The 17,071-nt window shown below is 66.8% G+C and carries 12 protein-coding genes; 4 read left to right on the plus strand and 8 right to left on the minus strand.

Annotated features, from left to right (window positions below; genetic code table 11):
• Positions 1 to 5 precede the first annotated feature (5 nt).
• Together ACIPR8_RS09970 and hemF are read left to right on the plus strand one after the other, a co-directional pair.
• Positions 6 to 1,562 (plus strand): hypothetical protein, encoded by a 1,557-nt coding sequence (locus ACIPR8_RS09970; RefSeq protein WP_446540917.1) that lies wholly within the window; start codon positions 6 to 8, stop codon positions 1,560 to 1,562.
• A 44-nt stretch (positions 1,563 to 1,606) separates the two neighbouring features.
• Positions 1,607 to 2,509: an oxygen-dependent coproporphyrinogen oxidase gene (hemF, locus tag ACIPR8_RS09975; RefSeq protein ID WP_446540918.1), complete on the plus strand. Its 903-nt coding sequence runs from the start codon at positions 1,607 to 1,609 to the stop codon at positions 2,507 to 2,509.
• Between the two features lie 203 nt (positions 2,510 to 2,712).
• Here hemF and ACIPR8_RS09980 read toward each other — a convergent pair whose 3' ends face one another.
• Positions 2,713 to 3,186 carry a DUF421 domain-containing protein gene (locus ACIPR8_RS09980; RefSeq protein ID WP_446540919.1) on the minus strand — a complete coding sequence of 158 codons (474 nt, stop codon included), beginning with the start codon at positions 3,184 to 3,186 and terminating at the stop codon, positions 2,713 to 2,715.
• A 394-nt stretch (positions 3,187 to 3,580) separates the two neighbouring features.
• Positions 3,581 to 6,349, minus strand: coding sequence for a DNA polymerase I (gene polA / locus ACIPR8_RS09985; protein WP_446540920.1), 2,769 nt, complete (start codon positions 6,347 to 6,349; stop codon positions 3,581 to 3,583).
• A 78-nt stretch (positions 6,350 to 6,427) separates the two neighbouring features.
• Here polA and ACIPR8_RS09990 point away from each other — a divergent pair, with 78 nt between their 5' ends.
• On the plus strand, positions 6,428 to 6,709 hold the full coding sequence (locus tag ACIPR8_RS09990; RefSeq protein ID WP_132863855.1) for a DUF2782 domain-containing protein: 282 nt from the start codon (positions 6,428 to 6,430) through the stop codon (positions 6,707 to 6,709).
• A gap of 263 nt (positions 6,710 to 6,972) precedes the next feature.
• On the opposite strand, the gene ACIPR8_RS09995 is transcribed toward ACIPR8_RS09990, so the two are convergent.
• From ACIPR8_RS09995 to ACIPR8_RS10010, 4 genes are all read right to left on the minus strand, one after another.
• Positions 6,973 to 7,422 (minus strand): universal stress protein, encoded by a 450-nt coding sequence (locus ACIPR8_RS09995; RefSeq protein ID WP_132863856.1) that lies wholly within the window; start codon positions 7,420 to 7,422, stop codon positions 6,973 to 6,975.
• 84 nt (positions 7,423 to 7,506) lie between these two features.
• Entirely contained in the window at positions 7,507 to 8,523 is a 1,017-nt protein-coding gene (gene rtcA / locus ACIPR8_RS10000) for an RNA 3'-terminal phosphate cyclase (protein ID WP_446540921.1), read from the minus strand.
• Positions 8,524 to 8,571: 48 nt separating this feature from the next.
• Positions 8,572 to 9,798, minus strand: a complete 1,227-nt coding sequence (locus ACIPR8_RS10005) for an RtcB family protein (RefSeq protein ID WP_446540922.1) — start codon at positions 9,796 to 9,798, stop codon at positions 8,572 to 8,574.
• 685 nt (positions 9,799 to 10,483) lie between these two features.
• Positions 10,484 to 12,031, minus strand: a complete 1,548-nt coding sequence (locus ACIPR8_RS10010) for a vWA domain-containing protein (protein WP_446540923.1) — start codon at positions 12,029 to 12,031, stop codon at positions 10,484 to 10,486.
• 186 nt (positions 12,032 to 12,217) lie between these two features.
• Between ACIPR8_RS10010 and rtcR the strand changes: the two genes are divergently transcribed.
• Positions 12,218 to 13,819 carry an RNA repair transcriptional activator RtcR gene (gene rtcR, locus ACIPR8_RS10015; RefSeq protein ID WP_446540924.1) on the plus strand — a complete coding sequence of 534 codons (1,602 nt, stop codon included), beginning with the start codon at positions 12,218 to 12,220 and terminating at the stop codon, positions 13,817 to 13,819.
• Positions 13,820 to 13,991: 172 nt separating this feature from the next.
• On the opposite strand, the gene ACIPR8_RS10020 is transcribed toward rtcR, so the two are convergent.
• Positions 13,992 to 14,711: a hypothetical protein gene (locus tag ACIPR8_RS10020; protein ID WP_446540925.1), complete on the minus strand. Its 720-nt coding sequence runs from the start codon at positions 14,709 to 14,711 to the stop codon at positions 13,992 to 13,994.
• 125 nt (positions 14,712 to 14,836) lie between these two features.
• The gene (gene uvrD / locus ACIPR8_RS10025; RefSeq protein ID WP_446540926.1) at positions 14,837 to 17,029 is read right to left on the minus strand and encodes a DNA helicase II; all 2,193 of its coding nucleotides are present in this window, start codon (positions 17,027 to 17,029) and stop codon (positions 14,837 to 14,839) included.
• Positions 17,030 to 17,071: the final 42 nt, after the last annotated feature.

The following is a 17,071-nucleotide window of genomic DNA, read 5'->3' on the forward strand; positions in this document are numbered from 1 at the left end:
TTCCCATGCCGCACTCGTTCCGGACGCGCCTGCTGGCCCTGCTTGCCCTGCTGCTGTTGCCCGCGCTGCCGGCGATGGCGGCCACGCCGCTGGCCTGTGGCACCTACCAGGCCGTCGATGGCGGTGCCCGCTTCATCGTGGAGAGCACCCACCAGGCCGTGCGCATCTACGACGGCCAGCCACCGACCCGCTACCTGATCCGCCAGCAGGGCCAGACCCTGCATGCGGCCGACCTGTCCAACGGCTTCAGCGCCGACTACACGCTCAGCGCCGATGGCAAGCGCATCGGCGGCCTGCTCGGCGACTACGTGCTGGAACGCACGGCGCGCTGCAACGCCTCCCCCGCCGCGCCGGCCAACAGCTGCCGCGCCGACATCGACGGCTGCATGGACAGCGCCTACAGCGCCACCCCGGTGCAGTTGAAGCAATGGTGCCAGGAGGACCTGCCGTTCGCCTGCGAACGCCTGCTGTCCAGCTACGTCGAGCAGGCGCGTACCGGCCAGCCGTCGAACCTGCCCGAGCCGGACCTGGCCGAACCGGCGGTCTGCAGGGAAGGCACGCCGGCCTTCGACGAAGCCGCCTGCCGTGCCGCTGCGCGCGAGGCGCTGGGCCTGGCGCTGGCCAAGGCCATGGCCGGCACGCTGGCCGGTGGGCCGGCGCCCGCGCTGCCCGCCGTGCAGCTGGACGAGGTGCTGCAGCTGTGCCAACGCCACCCCGACGCCGGTTTCTGCGGCAAGGTGGCCGACGCGCATCTGGATGCCGGCCGGTACCCGGGTGCCCGCGAGGCGCTGCAGCAGGCCTGCGCCGCTGGCGGCGAGGAACGCACCTGCCAGCGCGCCCAGGCGCTGGCCGCGCTGGATGTCGCCGACCTGGCCGCGGTAGCGGCAACGGCCCTGCCGTGCGGCGACTATGCCGCCAGCACCGGCCTGATGGATGCCCTGTCCTTCGCTGACCAGGGCCTGGTATCGATGTCCGGCAACAGCGTGCTGCGTGCCCGCCTGGAAGGCGGTGCGGTGCGGATACGCCACGACAAGGGCGGCGACTTCGTGCTGCAACCCCTGGCCAGCGGCCAGCTGCTGGGCGTGGACGAATGGAACCGCTACGCGCTGTACCAGCGCACCGGCGGCACCACGCACTGCAGTGCCCCGGTCGCGTACGCCGAAACCCCGCTGCAGCAGGATTGCCCGGCCGGTACCGATACACAGGCCTGCTGCGCCGCCGGCAAGCTGCAGGGCTGCAACACGCTGGGCCATCGCAAGGCGCTGGCCGGCGACTGGGCCGGTGCCGCCCCGTACTACCAGACGCTGTGCCGGGCCGGCGTCCGCGCCGGGTGCGAGAACCTGCGCAGCGTCTACGAGCACACCGGCGATGAGGACATCCCCGGCAAGCTGCTGGCCCTCTGCAAACAGGACGGCACCGGCAGGCACGTGGCCTGCGACCTGTACGAAACCACCGATTGGGCCATGCTTGGCATGGGCGCGCGGCTGATGCAGGCCGTCGAGCCCGCCGCGGCGGATGACGCACCGGCACAGGCCGGCAACCGCACGTCCCATCGCAAGTAAACTCCGCCCGCCAGCCCGTCGGCAGCCCGCACCCGAGTACCCACATGAACGATTTCGACCGCGTACGCGACTACCTCACCGGCCTGCAGGACCGCATCTGCGCCGCCATCGAGCAGGCCGACGGCCAGGCCCACTTCATCGAGGACCGCTGGCAGCGCGCCGAGGGGGGCGGTGGGCGCACGCGCGTGCTGCGCGAAGGCGCGGTGTTCGAACAGGCCGGCATCGGCTTTTCCGACGTGGCCGGCACCCGCCTGCCGCCGTCAGCCTCGGCCAACCGCCCGGAGCTGGCTGGCGCCTCGTGGCGCGCCTGCGGGGTGTCGCTGGTGTTCCACCCGCGCAACCCGTACCTGCCCACCACGCATGCCAACGTGCGCTACTTCCAGGCCGAACGCGATGGAGAGAAAGTCGCCGCCTGGTTCGGCGGTGGCTTCGACCTGACCCCGTTCTATCCGTTCGACGAGGACGTGCGGCAATGGCACGGCGTGGCCCGTGATCTGTGCACGCCCTATGGCGACACCCGTTACGCCGAGCACAAGCGCTGGTGCGACGAGTATTTCTTCATCAAGCACCGCAACGAGACGCGCGGCGTGGGCGGGCTGTTCTTCGACGACCTGCACGCCGATTTCGACACCGACTTCGCCTACCTGCGTGCGGTCGGGGACGGCTTCCTCGATGCTTACCTGCCGATCGTCGAACGCCGCAGGGACACGCCGTACGGCGAACGCGAACGCGAGTTCCAGCTGTATCGCCGTGGCCGCTACGTCGAGTTCAACCTGGTCTACGACCGTGGCACGCTGTTCGGCCTGCAGAGCGGCGGCCGCAGCGAGAGCATCCTGATGAGCCTGCCCCCGCGCGTGCGCTGGGAGTACGGCTTCCAGCCGGAGACCGGCAGCGACGAGGCACGCCTGGCCGAGTACCTGGTCCCGCGCGACTGGCTGGCCGGCTGAGGCTGCAGCCCCGGCGGCGCGTCCGGCGCGAACCTCGACAGCACCCCTCCCCAGCCCTCCCCTGCTGCGCATGGGAGGGGGCAGAAGCAGAGTGCGCGGTGACAGGTCGCACGGTGATCTGATCGATCGCATCGAACCGCTCCCTCCCTTGCGCAGCAGGGGAGGGCCGGGGAGGGATCGCTTCTGCTTCTGCCCGCACCACCTCAGGCCTTGCGCAGGAAGGTGATGTGCCCATTGATCTCCAGCAGCGCCAGGTCCACCTCGTCGATGTTCTCGCAGCCGGCATCACGCATGGCCCGCGAGAAGTCCGCCTTGCTCACCAGCTCGCGCTGCAACACCCTGTGCAGCACCTGCCCATGCCGGGCCAGTACCACCGGCTCGCCATCGATCACGCGCTCCACCGCCGGGCTGCGGGTGGTCACCCAACCGACGAAGTAATTGAGCAAGATCAACGTCGCGGCCAGGATCAACCCACCGCCCAGCGACGTGTCCTGCCCCAGCAAGGCGTTCTGCACCGCGTTGCCGAGCAGGATCAGCAGCAGCATGTCGAACGGGGTGAACTGCCCCAGCGCGCGCTTGCCGGCCACCCGCACCATCGTCAACACGACCACGTACACCACCACCGCGCGCAGGATGAACTCCCACCACGGCATCGACAGCGCGAACAGGTCCGGCATTCCTCGTCTCCCGACTATGCGTCGCCCCCATGCTCGGGCGATGCCCATCAACACGGTGCGACGACCGGCACCGGAGCAGGCCGGCGGTTCCAGGATCGCCAAAAAAGAAGCCCCGCCGACCAGGGGGGGGTCGACGGGGCCGGGGAGCGGGTATTTGGGGAGGAATCCCCGCTCCGAGATCTGCTCCAGGGGATGGGAGAGATCCGCGACAGGTATTGCGCCTGTCGAGGGCTATATCACCACTACGAACCTTGACGGTTCGTGAAGAATCCAAGCCTTTTCAAAACAAATTAAGGATGGATTCATCGCATTGACGCCAAACGGTTTTTTGAATGCGCAGGGATATAACGAAGTGTTTCAATTGAATCGAGATTCGAGTTAATAATTTGGAAAATTAGTGCGCTTCGTCCCAGTTTTCCCCGATGCCGGTATCCACCACCAGCGGCACACGCAAATTCGCCGCCGCTGACATCCGGGCCTCCACTTCGGCCTGAAGTGTCTGGATGAATGCGCTGTCCGCCTCGAACACCAGTTCATCGTGCACCTGCAGGATCATCTTGGCGCGGTCGGCATGGTCGGCCAGCCAGCCATCCACGCTGACCATCGCACGCTTGATGATGTCCGCCGCGGTGCCCTGCATCGGGGCGTTGATCGCCGCACGCTCGGCACCGGCACGCAGGCCCTGGTTGCGGGCGTGGATATCGTTGAGGTACAGCCGGCGGCCAAACAGCGTCTCCACGTAGCCCTGCTCGCGTGCCTGCACGCGCATGCGCTCCATGAAGTCGCGCACCGCCGGGTAACGGCTGAAGTACAGCGCCACGTAGTCCTGCGCCTGGCCACGGTCAATGCCCAGGTTCTTGGCCAGGCCGAACGCGCTCATGCCGTACATCAGGCCGAAATTGATCGCCTTGGCGGCGCGGCGCTCGTTCGGTGTCACCTCCTCCAGCGCGCGCCCGAACACCTCGGCGGCGGTGGCGCGATGCACGTCGGCGCCCTGCTCGAAGGCACGGATCAGGCCCGGGTCCTCGGACAGGTGGGCCATGATCCGCAGCTCGATCTGCGAGTAGTCGCAGGCCATCAGCTTGCGCCCCGGCGGGGCGACGAAGGCCTGCCGGATGCGGCGGCCGTCCTCGGTGCGGATCGGGATGTTCTGCAGGTTCGGGTCGGACGAGGACAGCCGCCCGGTCGCCGCGCCGGACTGGTGGTAACTGGTGTGCACGCGGCCGGTGTCCGGATTGACCATCTCCGGCAGCTTGTCGGTATAGGTACTGCGCAGCTTGGCCAGCCCGCGGTACTCCAGGATCACGCGCGGCAGCTCGTGCTGCTCGGCGATCGCCTCCAGCGCCTCCTCGTTGGTGCTGGGCTGGCCCTTGGGCGTCTTCACCAGCGCCGGCAGGCCCAGTTCGTCGAACAACACCGCCTGCAGCTGCTTGGGCGAGTCCAGGTTGAAGGTGTGCCCGGCCAGCTCGGTGGCTTTTTGCTGGGCGGCCAGCATGCGCGCGGACAGGTCGCTGCTCTGCCGCTTCAGCTCGGCCGCGTCGATCGCCACGCCATTGGCCTCGATGCGCGCCAGCACCGGCACCAGCGGCATCTCGATCTCGCGGTACACCTTTTCAAGCGACGGCTCGGCCGCCAGCTGCGCCGACAGCACGCGGTGCAGGCGCAGGGTGATGTCCGCGTCCTCGGCCGCATAGGCGCTGGCCTCGTCGATGCCCACCTGCGAGAACGGGATCTGCTTGGCACCCTTGCCGGCGACCTCCTCGAACTTGGTGGTGGTGTAACCCAGGTAGCGCTGCGCCAGCGAATCCATGTCGTGGCGGGTGGCGGTGGAATTGAGCACGAAGCTCTCCAGCATGGTGTCGTCGGCATAGCCGCGCACCTCGATGCCATGCCTGCGCAGCACGTGGATGTCGTACTTGCCGTGCTGGCCGAGCTTCTTCCTGCCGGCATCCTCGAGCAACGGACGCAGCGCATCGAGCACCTGCTGCATCGGCAACTGCGCCGGCGCGCCCGGGTAGTCGTGGCCGACCGGGATATAGGCGCCCTTGCCCGGTTCCACGGCCAGGCTGATCCCGACCAGGTTGGCGCGCATCGCATCCAGCGCGTCGGTTTCGGTATCGAAGGCGAACTCCTCGGCACCCTGCAGGCGTTCCACCCAGGCCTGCAGCTGCCCGGCGGTCAGCACGGTCTCGTACTCGCCCTTGGCCGCCAGCGCCGGGTCGGTGCCGGCGGCCGGCGCCGTGTCACCGGCCTTGGCGTAACCGGCGGCGGTGCCGCGCAGGCTGACCTTGGCATCGTCGGCGGCGGCCGGGGCGGCCACGCCACCGAGCTCACGCAGCGCCTGGGTGAAGCCATAACGCGCGTACAGCGCGCGCAGGCTGTCCGCGTCCTGCTCGCGCAGTTGCAGGTCGCGCGGGCCCTGTTCCAGTGCCACGTCGGTACGGATGGTGACCAGCTCGCGGTTGAGCGGCAGGCGCGGCAACGCGGCGCGCAGGTTCTCGCCGATCTTGCCCTTCATGGTCGGGGCGGCGGCGATCACGCCGTCCAGGTCGTTGTATTCGGCCAGCCACTTGGCGGCGGTCTTGGGGCCGCACTTCTCCACGCCGGGCACGTTGTCCACGGTGTCGCCCATCAGCGCCAGGTAATCGACGATCTGGTCGGCGCGCACGCCGAACTTGTCCATCACCGCCGCGTCGGAATCGGTGCGGCTGCCGGTCATGGTGTTGACCAGCACCACGCCCGGACGTACCAGCTGGGCGAAATCCTTGTCGCCGGTGGAAATGGTCACTTCCAGCCCGTCCCTGGCCGCGGCCAACGCCAGCGTGCCAATCACGTCGTCGGCTTCCACGCCGTCCACGCGCAGGATGTCGATGCCCAGCGCCTGCACGATGTCGCACATCGGCTGTACCTGCGCGCGCAGGTCGTCGGGCATCGGCGGACGATTGGCCTTGTACTCGGCGTACATCTCGTCACGGAAGGTCTTGCCCGGTGCGTCGACCACGAAGGCGACGTACTCGGGCTTTTCCTTCAGCGTGGCACGCAGCATGTTGACCACGCCGAACAGCGCCCCGGTGGGCTCGCCGGCGGCGTTGGACAGCGGCGGGAGCGCGTGGAACGCGCGGTACAGGTAACTGGAACCGTCAATCAGGACTAATCTGCTCATGTGCCGATTCTACGCGGCGGACCGTTTTCCGACGTGCACGGGCATAATCGAATCCACGCCGAAACAAGGAATCCCGTCATGAAGCAGCTGCTGTTGATCCCCCTGCTGGCCCTGGCCGGCTGCGCCACCCTGGGCGCCGGCTCCCCGCCGGTGGATGTCTCAGGCGCCGACGTGACCAGCAAGGCCATGGACAACGGCGACACGGTCGAGGAATACCGGGTCGGCGGCGTGCTGCGCATGGTCAAGGTCACCCCGGCGCGTGGCGCACCGTTCTACATGTACGACCGTGACGGTGACGGCCGCATGGACAGCGACAAGGACGGCACCAAGCCGGTGTACTGGAAGCTGTACAGCTGGTAATGACGGGCATGGGCCGCCGCGTCGCTTGCCAGCGGCAGGAGCGGCGCGGTGGCCATGCGATCACGGTGGCGGGACTGCGGCCCTGGCACCGCTGAGGGGCGAAACAGCGCCTCGCGGGCGCGGGTGCGCTTGCCCGGCTGCAGTTTCGCGGGGACCGGGGCTTGCCCCTCCCCAGCCCTCCCCCGCTGCGCAGGGGAAGGGCAGAACGCCCCGCGACGGCGGAGCCGCAGGCCGGGATGCACTCCCGGCCCCTTGCGCATGACTCAGCGGATCACCAGCACCGGCACGGTGCTGCGCGCCAGCACTTCGGCGGTCTGGCTGCCGAGCAGCACGCGGGTGACGCCGCGACGGCCGTGCGAGGTCATCACCAGCAGGTCGCTGCCACAGGCCGTGGCGGTATCGATGATGCCGTCGGCGGCGTAGCGGTCCAGCACGTGGTGCGGCTGCACGTTGGCCACGCCGGCCGCACGTGCGGCGGCAACCGCCGGCTCCAGGATCTTCTGGGCGCCGGCCTCACGGTCCTTCTTGTACTCGGGGCTGGCCTCGTAGCCGGCGCTCCAGCCCATGGCGTCGTACATGCCCACCGCCCACGGCTCGGACACGGTGACGATGTCGACCTGGGCGCCCAGCTGGGCGGCCAGTTCCAGGCCCTTCTGCAGGCCCTTGGCGGCCAGCTCGGAACCGTCGGTGGCAATCAGGATGCGCGTGTACATGGCAGTTCTCCTCGGTGAAGGGTGGACAGTTACCATTGCACATCGGATGTTGCGGTTCCGCATTGAGCCAGATCAAACATTGCCTCACTGCAGCACATTCACCCGCCAATGCGCCCCCTCCGGCTGCCAGTCGAACGCGACCGGCAGGAACTTCTCGATCAGGCGCGCATTGCTGTGCAGATGCGCGCTGATCTGCCCGGTGCTGAAGCTGCCGCCCCCGGCCAGCGCCATCGGCAGCAGCAGCTGGTCGGACAGATGCTCGCCGACGCAGGCCTCGCCCTGCAGGTAGGCCTGCACGGCATCGGCCAGGCGCATGCCGACCTGCTCGGCCGACAGCCCACGCTCGCCATGGCCATCGAACAGCTCCACGTGCGCGCCATGCCGCACCGTCACCGCCGCGACATTGCCCGGCCCCAATGCCGGCCGCACCACCTGCAGGTAGCGCGGATGGGTATCCACGCCCAGGCGCCTGCCCAGCACGTCCAGCTCGCGTTGGCCGATGGCCGCCGCCAACCCTGAGACCAGCACCGATGCCTCCATTGCCTGCAGCGGCCCTCGTTGCTCGAACGCGCACGCAGACAACCCCGTGCAGGGCTGCACCTCCAGTTCCAGCTCACCGCCTCCGGCCGGGAAGAACCCATGCCGCTGCAGCTGCAACTGCGCCTGCACGCCCATGCGTGCCAGCGCCGGCAGGTAGCAGCGGTCCAGGAAGTCCGCGCTCGGCGCCAATGGGTTATGGGTGCCACCCTCCACGCGTATGCGCGAAGGCGCCGGTGCCTGCCACAAGGCCGGCAGCAAGGTCTGCAACACCAGCGTGGCCGAGCCCGCGCTGCCGATGGCGAAGTGGTAGTCACCGGCCTGCACCTCGCCCGGTTCGAAGCGCAGCGTGGTCGCCCCCAGCGTGGCACCCTCCACCCGCGCATTACCCACTCGCGCCGCCGCGATCACCGCGGTCAGGTGCTGGCGCATCAGTCCCGGGCGCCTGCGCATGGCGCGGATGCCCTGCAGGGTGAAGCCAATGCCGGTGCACAGGCTCAGGCTGAGCGCCGAGCGCAGCAACTGCCCGCCACCCTGGCTTCCGTCGATTTCAATCATGTCCATGTTCCTGCCTTCCTTCGGCGCCCCACCGTAGTGGGGCGCACGCGCCTTTCATCCCTTCACGCAGACCACCTGACGCAGGGTATGCATGATCTCCACCAGGTCACGCTGCGCCTCCATCACCGCCTCGATGGGCTTGTAGGCGGCCGGTGACTCGTCCACCACCTCGGCGTCCTTGCGGCACTCCACGTGCGCGGTGGCCTTGATGTGGTCCTCCACGCTGATCAGCTTGCGCGCCTGGGCACGGCTCATCACGCGGCCAGCCCCGTGGCTGCAGCTGTGGAAGCTGTCCTCGTTGCCCAGCCCGCGCACGATGAAGCTCTTGGCCCCCATGCTGCCGGGAATGATGCCCATCTCGCCCTTGCGCGCACTCACCGCCCCCTTGCGGGTCACCAGCACATCCTTGCCGAAGTGATGCTCTCGGTTGACGTAGTTGTGGTGGCAGTTGACCGCCTCGGCCTGGGCCTGAAACGGCTTGCCAATCACCGTGCGCGCCGCGGCGACCACGTTGCGCATCATGATCTCGCGGTTCATGCGCGCGAAGCGCTGCGCCCAGTCCACCGCGAACACGTAGTCACCGTAGTGCACGCTGCCTTCCGGCAGGTAGGCCAGGTCCTGGTCGGGCAGGTTGATCATCCAGCGACGCATTTCCTGCTTGGCCAGCTCGATGAAGTAGGTGCCGATGGCATTGCCGACGCCACGCGAGCCGGAGTGCAGCATGAACCACACCCGCTGCTCCTCGTCCAGGCACACCTCGACGAAGTGGTTGCCGGTGCCCAGCGTCCCCAGGTGCTTGAGGTTGTTGGTGTTCTTCAGCTTGGGGTGACGCTCGCAGATCAAGGCGAAGTCAGCAGCAAGCTGCGACCAGCCTTCGATGGCCAGCGCCGGTGGCGTATCCCAGCTGCCCTTGTCACGGCCGCCACGGCTCACGCTGCGGCCATGCGGCACGGCCCGCTCGAGCGCACTGCGCAATGCCGAGAGGTTGTCGGGCAGGTCGCTGGCGGTCAGCGTGGTGCGGGTGGCGATCATGCCGCAGCCGATGTCCACGCCGACCGTGGCCGGGATGATCGCGCCGATGGTCGGCACCACCGAGCCCACGGTCGCGCCCTTGCCCAGGTGCACGTCCGGCATCACCGCGACCCACTTGTGGATGAACGGTAGCCGCGCGATGTTCTGCAGCTGCTCGCGTGCCTGCTCCTCCAGCGGCACGCCGCGCGTCCACAGCTTGATCGGTGCCGCGCCCGGCGCCTGGATGACGTTGTAGTTGAGAGTGTTCATGCAGGTGTTCCTGTCATCTTCAAATTCGAAAAGGTGCGGTGACAAAGGGTGGTGGAACCGTAAGCAGTGCCGGCATGGCCGGCGCTGTCACCGGGAGTTGAACCCGACCCCGAAGGGTTATCCATGTAGTTCCACCGGCATTCACCGCGTGCAACGCTTGCCACGGGTGCCGGCCCGCGCGACGAGGGGTGAAGGAACATCCTCCTGCTCAGCTGCAGAGCGGTCACCGCCAGATTGGCGATGGGCGGGGTCAACCCGCGGAAGGTACCTGTAGTTCCTTCGGCATTCGCGCATGCCGACATTGAAACCACTTCATGCGCTTGCATGAAGCGTTGCTGCGGGTGCCGCTGTGCACGACAAGGGTGATGGAACGTCTCGCTGCCATGCCACGCGGGCATGGCAGCGTTCCTGCTCTAACCACTGAGCTACCGGTGCATCGCGGCACCGGGCGGGAGTCGAACCCGCGACCTGGAGCGTCAAAGGCTGTAGTTCCATCGGCATTCGTACACACCGACATTGAAAGGGTGGAAGCAGACGGCAAGGGGTGGACTGACGTCCGGAGTCGAACCGGAAGAACCCATGTAGTCAGACCGGCATCCGCCTTCTTCCATGAAAAATCCTGTTATCCAGGCCCGGCTGGCCCCATTGCCAGCCGGGCATCATTGCGACGACCTCCGTGTCGTCCCTACAAAGGCATTGCGGCCACCCGCTCCACCCAACGCGGGCGCTGTCCGGCGGGCAGGCTGGCATTGGCCAGCAACTCGAACACCGCATCGCTGAAACCGCCCACGTGCAGCACGTCCTCCCGCTCGACGGTCTGGCTGGTCGCCACCGGCTGCAGGTCGATGCAGACCAGCTGCGCCTGCGGGCAACGCGCCTTCAGCGCGGCCCACTCACGCAGGGTGGCGGTCGCACCGCTGCCACGGGTGTCACGCCAGCTTTCGTTGTCGGACACCAGTACCAACAAATCCACTTGCGCACACTTGCGGTTGAGGTAGGCCAGCGGCGCGCTCACCGACGTCCCCCCGCCATTGATGGCCAACTGGCGTGCCAGGGTCATCACGCTGTCGCGTGGGTTCAGCGGCTGCGGGCGGACGTCCGTATCGAACGGCAGCACCTGTGCCTGCGGGTGGCCACGCAACACGCAGGCCGCGATCAGCGCCGCCACGTCCACGCAGCGCGCAGCCGAGGTGGCACCCTTGCGGTAGCCGGTGACCGGCGACTGCATCGACCCGGACACATCCACCGCCACCACCACGTTGCCCTGCAGCGCCGGCACCGATGCCGTGGCCAGTTCCATCGCATCCTGCAGCGCGTCCAGGATCGGACGCGGCAACGCAGCGGCGGCGTGATAAGCCATCAGCAACTGGTACGGCAGCACCCGTGAACGGGCGATCTGCTGCGGGTCACGCAGCTTGGTGGCGATCACCTCCACCATCGCCGGGTCCTCGAACACCCCATGACGCGCGAACGTGTTGAGGTTCATGCGCAGCTGCTGCCATGACGCGTTGCGTGCCAGCATCGCCCACTGCGCGGCATCCAGCGGCAGTGCGGTGTAGTACTGGAACGGCAGGTCCGGCAACGCGCCGCGCGGGTCACGCTTGAACGCCTCGTAGGCCTGCAGTTCCACCGGCAGCAACGCCTCGTCGTGCGGCCGCCCGATCACCCAGGCATACAGTGCTTCACGCGCGGCATCCTGCGGCTTGGGGTGGACCATGCGGATCACGTCGGCCAGCGACGGCTGCTGGCCGATCGCGGCATGGATGATCGCCTTCGGCGAGGCCTGTTCCAGCCACTGGCGCAACAGGCGCTTGGGCAGCGAGCCCAGCGAACGACGCCCCACCTGGCCACTGCGCATGATCTGCACGAACGTACGAAGCATGCGGCCGCTGTCGATCACCTGCGGGAAGGCCGCGGCGAAGGCGGCGCCATCGCGCACGCTCAGCGTCGCCAGCAGCAACGCCGGCATGTCCTTCATGTGGGCCACGGCATGTGCGTACACCGCGGTGCGAGCGACGAAGTCGGCATCCACCTCGGCGCACAGCGCCAGCACCTGTTCCAGCTGCGCCTCGGCGTCCCCGTAGAACGTGCTGCTGAGGCAGCCGGTGGCCGCAAACAGCGCCAGCGCCGCACGCGGGTCACGGGCATAGGCCAGCCCACCGGCTTCGTTGCGCGCCTGCGCCTTCGGCAGCAGCGCACCACGCAGGGATGCGAAAAGGGTTGCGTTGGCCATCTGGTACTCCTTGGCGGGAATGCCCGCGTCTTGTCCTGGCCCTATAAACGCAATCGCCGTGCCAACTTTTCGAAAATTATCTCAACTGATTGATTTAAATATCTATTTATTCATTTCAGGCGCTATCCCGTGCGCCACAAGCAATCCATTTCGTATACTTCCATATCGCTACTTATAGGAATGGATATGTCCAAGCGGCAGGTGGTGTTTGGCATGCTCGGCACCCAGCTCGATGCCGGCAGCGGACCGGGCCGCTGGGAGAAGTGGCGCCCCACCGTGGCCCTGGGCATGCACGAGGACTTCCAGCTCGACCGGCTGGAGCTGCTGCTGGACCAACGTCGCTTCGGCAAGCTGGCCCAGCAGGTCAAGGACGATCTGGCGCAGGTGTCGCCGGCCTCCGAGGTGCGCCTGCACGACAACTACCTGGTCGACCCGTGGGAGTTCGAGGGCGTGTACGCCCGCCTGCACGACTTCCTCGCCAGCTATCCGTTCCTGCCGGACGAAGAGGACTACTACGTCCACATCACCACCGGCACCCACGTCACCCAGATCTGCTGGTTCCTGCTGACCGAGAGCCGCCACTTCCCCGGTCGCCTGCTGCAGACCTCGCCGCCGCGCAAGCAGGCCAGTGGCGACCCCGGCAGCCATGCGGTGATCGACCTGGACCTGTCCCGCTACGACCACATCGCCCAGCGCTTCGCCCAGCAGCAGCTGCAGGACCGCGACCTGCTCAAGGGCGGCATCGCCACCCGCAACCCGGCGTTCAACCGGATGATCGAGCAGATCGAAACCGTGGCCACGCGTTCGCGCGCACCGATGCTGCTGATGGGGCCGACCGGCGCCGGCAAGAGCCAGCTGGCCAAGCGCGTGTTCGAGCTGAAGAAGAACAAGCATCAGCTGCCAGGCCGCTTCGTCGAGGTGAACTGCGCCACGCTGCGCGGCGATGGCGCGATGAGCACGCTGTTCGGGCATACCAAAGGGGCCTACACCGGCGCCAGCGGCGACCGCGCCGGCCTGCTGCGCTCGGCCGACAAGGGCCTGCTGTTCCTCGATGAGATCGGCGAACTCGGCGCGGACGAGCAGGCCATGCTGCTGCGCGCACTGGAAGAGAAGCGCTTCCTTCCGGTGGGCAGCGACCGCGAGGTGGAGAGCGACTTCCAGCTGATCGCCGGCACCAACCGCGACCTGCAGGACGACGTCCGCCAGGGCCGCTTCCGCGAAGACCTGCTGGCACGCCTGAACCTGTGGACCTACCGGCTGCCCGGGCTGGCCGAGCGCAGCGAGGACATCGAGCCGAACCTGGAGTTCGAGCTGGAGCGCTGGTCACGCGAACAGCACGAGCGGGTGCGCTTCAACGTCGAGGCACGTGCGAGATACCTGTCGTTTGCCACCAGCAGCGAAGCTACCTGGCGCGGCAACTTCCGCGACCTGGGAGCGAGCGTGGTGCGCATGGCGACCCTGGCCACGGCCGGACGCATCCAGATCGACGGCGTGGATGCGGAGATCACCCGGCTGCGCGCGCAATGGCGAGGCGGCGAAGAAGCCTCTCCACTGATCGCACTCATGGGCGATGCGGCGTTGGCACTGGATCGTTTTGATCGCGTGCAGCTGGAGGACGTGGTGCGCGTCTGCCTGCGTTCTAAAACCTTGTCCGCCGCGGGTCGCGAGCTGTTCGCGGCATCACGCACCCAGCGCGCCAGCACCAATGACGCCGACCGCCTGCGCAAATACCTGGCCAGGTTCGATCTCGACTGGGGACATTTGAGGAATCACGCACCCCTGCTGTAGTACCGAACCATTCCCAGTAGTTCTTCACGAGGAGAACTGGACGACCAGCGCAAGCGCAGCATGCGAAAGAGCACAATTCCAGCTGTAATCAGATCAATTCATCGCCACGCTCGAGGACCATCACCCGATCACGAGGTGCACCGTGCCTCTTTCGCTTGCTGCAGGCAGCTCGCTACAGCTGATCATTGAAGTAACAACCATCCAGCTCTGGGCGAGAACGCCCACGCACCCGAAACCAAGCAACCATCCCTTTGTCGAGAGACGTAAACGACGGGTTTTTGAATCCCAAAACACGTAACACTTCGGTATTCAGCTTGAAGTCCCCCCACTCCCTTCGGCACGCGAGCAGCGTCAGAATGATCGACACCAGCAAAGCAATGATCAGGAAGCCAGCTGAAGCAGGCAACCAGGACATGACGTTTGCAGGCTCAGGCAGGATCATAAACGCGAGGACAACCGCAGTAGGCAGCGCGGAGAAAGCAAGCATGATCCGAAGCATCGAAAGCAACTCGACACCAATGCCCTGCGCATTCCGGGAATTTACAAGCACGCAATGTGCCGACGGCAGATGAACAGCGAAAGCATCCCAACCGCCATCCGCCCTCAACCTGGAAATTACACGCACTTTTCTGGCTAACGCCGGTGCAGGATCGAAGGTTGCCCGGAACGGGCGACCCTCAAGCACGAAGGTCCAGTAACGGATATCAACCTTGTTCGGTAGCGACATCGCGTTTCCGACCAGTGCTGCGGCCATGCCGTGATTCTGCAAGCTGACCATCAGATCCGCGGCAGCAATCAGACGCGTTTGCTCTCGCCCGGCCGCACTGGAAACATCGAGCGCCTCATCGTGGCGCCTGCATTCACTGATCGTTCCTTCGACAATCTGAAGCATTCCTTGCACCCCCACCCAGGATCGGCCTGAACATCATATTCCATGCGCCTCATCCCCCTATGAGATGAAGCGCCTCGTGATTCATGATGCAACTCGAACCGGTGCATCCGTGCACCGCCTTGGAATCAGATCACCGTCAGGTTGGCGTAAGCCATCACCAGCCACTTGCTGCCGGCGTCGGCGAATTCGACCTGTACACGCGCGTGCGCACCGTTGCCTTCGTAGTCGGTGACCATGCCTTCGCCGAACTTGGGATGGTTGACCAACGCGCCGAGCTTGATCGGCGGTGCCTCGATCGCGGCATGCCCCATTACCCGGCTGGTGCCCAGCGAGGCTGGCCGCGAGACCTGCACCTTCGGGCGCACTTCGTTCAACAGCTCACGCGGGATCTCGCGCAGGAAGCGCGAGGGCAGGCTGTAGTTGTCCTGGCCGTGGATGCGGCGTGATTCGGCATAGCCCAGGATCAGCTTCTGGCGCGCGCGGGTGATGCCGACGTAAGCCAAGCGGCGCTCTTCCTCCAGCCGCCCGCTTTCCTCCAGCGAACGCGCGCTCGGGAACAACCCTTCTTCCATGCCGGCCAGGAACACCAGCGGGAACTCCAGGCCCTTGGCCGAGTGCAGCGTCATCAGCTGCACGCCTTCCTCGCCTGCCTGCGCCTGGCCTTCGCCGGCCTCCAGCGAGGCATAGGACAGGAAGGCCACCAGCTCGCTCATGTCCTCGGCACCCTCCTCGATGTCGTCATCGCGACGCACGAAACGCGAGGCCACCGAGATCAGTTCATCGAGGTTGTCGGTGCGCGACTCCGAATCCAGCGCGTTGCGGCTTTCCTTGCTCCAGTGCTCGCGCAATGCCGAACGGGTCAGCACATGCTCGATGCGCTCGGCCAGGTTCATCGGCGCCGTTTCGACGGTGGTCTGCTGCACCAGGTTGATGAAGCCGGCCAGCGCATTCCTGGCACGCGAAGTCAGGTCATTGCCCTGCGTGGCCAGCATCGACGCTTCCCACAACGACAGCGATTGCTGCCGTGCGATGCGGCGCACCTCGTCCAGGGTGCGCTCGCCAATGCCACGCGTGGGCGTGTTCACCGCGCGCTCGAAGGCCGCATCGTCGTTACGGTTGGTCATCAAGCGCAGGTAGGCCAGCGCGTCCTTGATTTCGGCACGCTCGAAGAAGCGCATGCCGCCATACACGCGGTACGGCACCTGCTCGCTGAGCATCGCTTCTTCGAAGGCGCGCGACTGCGCGTTGCTGCGGTAGAGCACGGCGATGTCACCATAGCTGCCGCCATCGCGCACCCACTGCCGCGCACGCTCGACCAGGTAACGCGCCTCGTCCATCTCGTTGTAGGCGGCAAACAGGTCGATCGGGTCGCCATCGCCGCTGTCGGTCCACAACTGCTTGCCGATGCGATCGGGGTTGTGCGCGATCACCGCGTTGGCCGCGCCCAGGATGTTGGCGCTGGAGCGGTAGTTCTGCTCCAGGCGGATGGTCTCGGCGCCCGGGAAATCCTTCAGGAAGCGCTGTACGTTCTCTACCTTCGCGCCGCGCCAGCCATAGATGGCCTGGTCGTCGTCGCCGACCACGAACACATGCCCGCTGTCGCCGGCCAGCACGCGCACGAAGGCGTACTGGATGGCGTTGGTGTCCTGGAACTCGTCCACCAGGATCTCGCGGAACCGCGCGCGGTAATGCGCCAGCAGCGCAGGGTTGTCGCGCAGCAGCTCATGCGCGCGCAGCAGCAGCTCGGCGAAGTCGACCAGGCCGGCACGGTCGCAGCGCTCCTGGTAGGCCGCATAGGCCTGGCGCAGGGTTTCGCCCCACTGGTCGTGCGGCTCGGGCTGGATGTGCTGCGGGCGCCGGCCCTCATCCTTCTGCGCGTTGATCCACCACATGATCTGCTTGGGCGGGTACTTGCCGTCATCGAGCTCCAGCTGCTGCACCACGCGCTTGACCAGCCGCAACTGGTCGTCCGAATCCATCACCTGGAAGGCTTCGGGCAGCTTGGCCTCGGCCCAGTGCAGGCGCAGCAGGCGGTGGGCCAGGCCGTGGAAGGTGCCGATCCACATGCCGCGGCTGCCGTTGCGCAGCTGCAGGTCGATGCGGTGCCGCATCTCACCGGCGGCCTTGTTGGTGAACGTCACCGCGAAGATGCCGTGCGTCGGCACGCCGAAGACTTCGTTCAGCCAAGCAATGCGATGGGTGAGCACGCGCGTCTTGCCGGAACCGGCGCCGGCAAGGATCAGGTGGTGACCAAGAGGCGCGGAAACGGCCTCGCGCTGGGCCGCATTCAGCCCGTCGAGAAGGTGGGAGACATCCATCCGGCCATTTTACGCCAGGCGGCGCGCTGTTCCCCGAATGCG

Source organism: Stenotrophomonas sp. LARHCG68, from assembly GCF_052871705.1.

Coding starts and splice junctions, on each gene's coding strand:
- rtcA (WP_446540921.1), bottom strand. CDS start 8,523: ATGGACATGATTGAAATCGACGGAAGCCAGGGTGGCGGGCAGTTGCTG.
- ACIPR8_RS09980 (WP_446540919.1), bottom strand. CDS start 3,186: ATGCCGGACCTGTTCGCGCTGTCGATGCCGTGGTGGGAGTTCATCCTG.
- ACIPR8_RS09990 (WP_132863855.1), top strand. CDS start 6,428: ATGAAGCAGCTGCTGTTGATCCCCCTGCTGGCCCTGGCCGGCTGCGCC.
- rtcR (WP_446540924.1), top strand. CDS start 12,218: ATGTCCAAGCGGCAGGTGGTGTTTGGCATGCTCGGCACCCAGCTCGAT.
- polA (WP_446540920.1), bottom strand. CDS start 6,349: ATGAGCAGATTAGTCCTGATTGACGGTTCCAGTTACCTGTACCGCGCG.
- ACIPR8_RS09995 (WP_132863856.1), bottom strand. CDS start 7,422: ATGTACACGCGCATCCTGATTGCCACCGACGGTTCCGAGCTGGCCGCC.
- uvrD (WP_446540926.1), bottom strand. CDS start 17,029: ATGGATGTCTCCCACCTTCTCGACGGGCTGAATGCGGCCCAGCGCGAG.
- ACIPR8_RS10020 (WP_446540925.1), bottom strand. CDS start 14,711: ATGCTTCAGATTGTCGAAGGAACGATCAGTGAATGCAGGCGCCACGAT.
- ACIPR8_RS10010 (WP_446540923.1), bottom strand. CDS start 12,031: ATGGCCAACGCAACCCTTTTCGCATCCCTGCGTGGTGCGCTGCTGCCG.
- hemF (WP_446540918.1), top strand. CDS start 1,607: ATGAACGATTTCGACCGCGTACGCGACTACCTCACCGGCCTGCAGGAC.
- ACIPR8_RS09970 (WP_446540917.1), top strand. CDS start 6: ATGCCGCACTCGTTCCGGACGCGCCTGCTGGCCCTGCTTGCCCTGCTG.
- ACIPR8_RS10005 (WP_446540922.1), bottom strand. CDS start 9,798: ATGAACACTCTCAACTACAACGTCATCCAGGCGCCGGGCGCGGCACCG.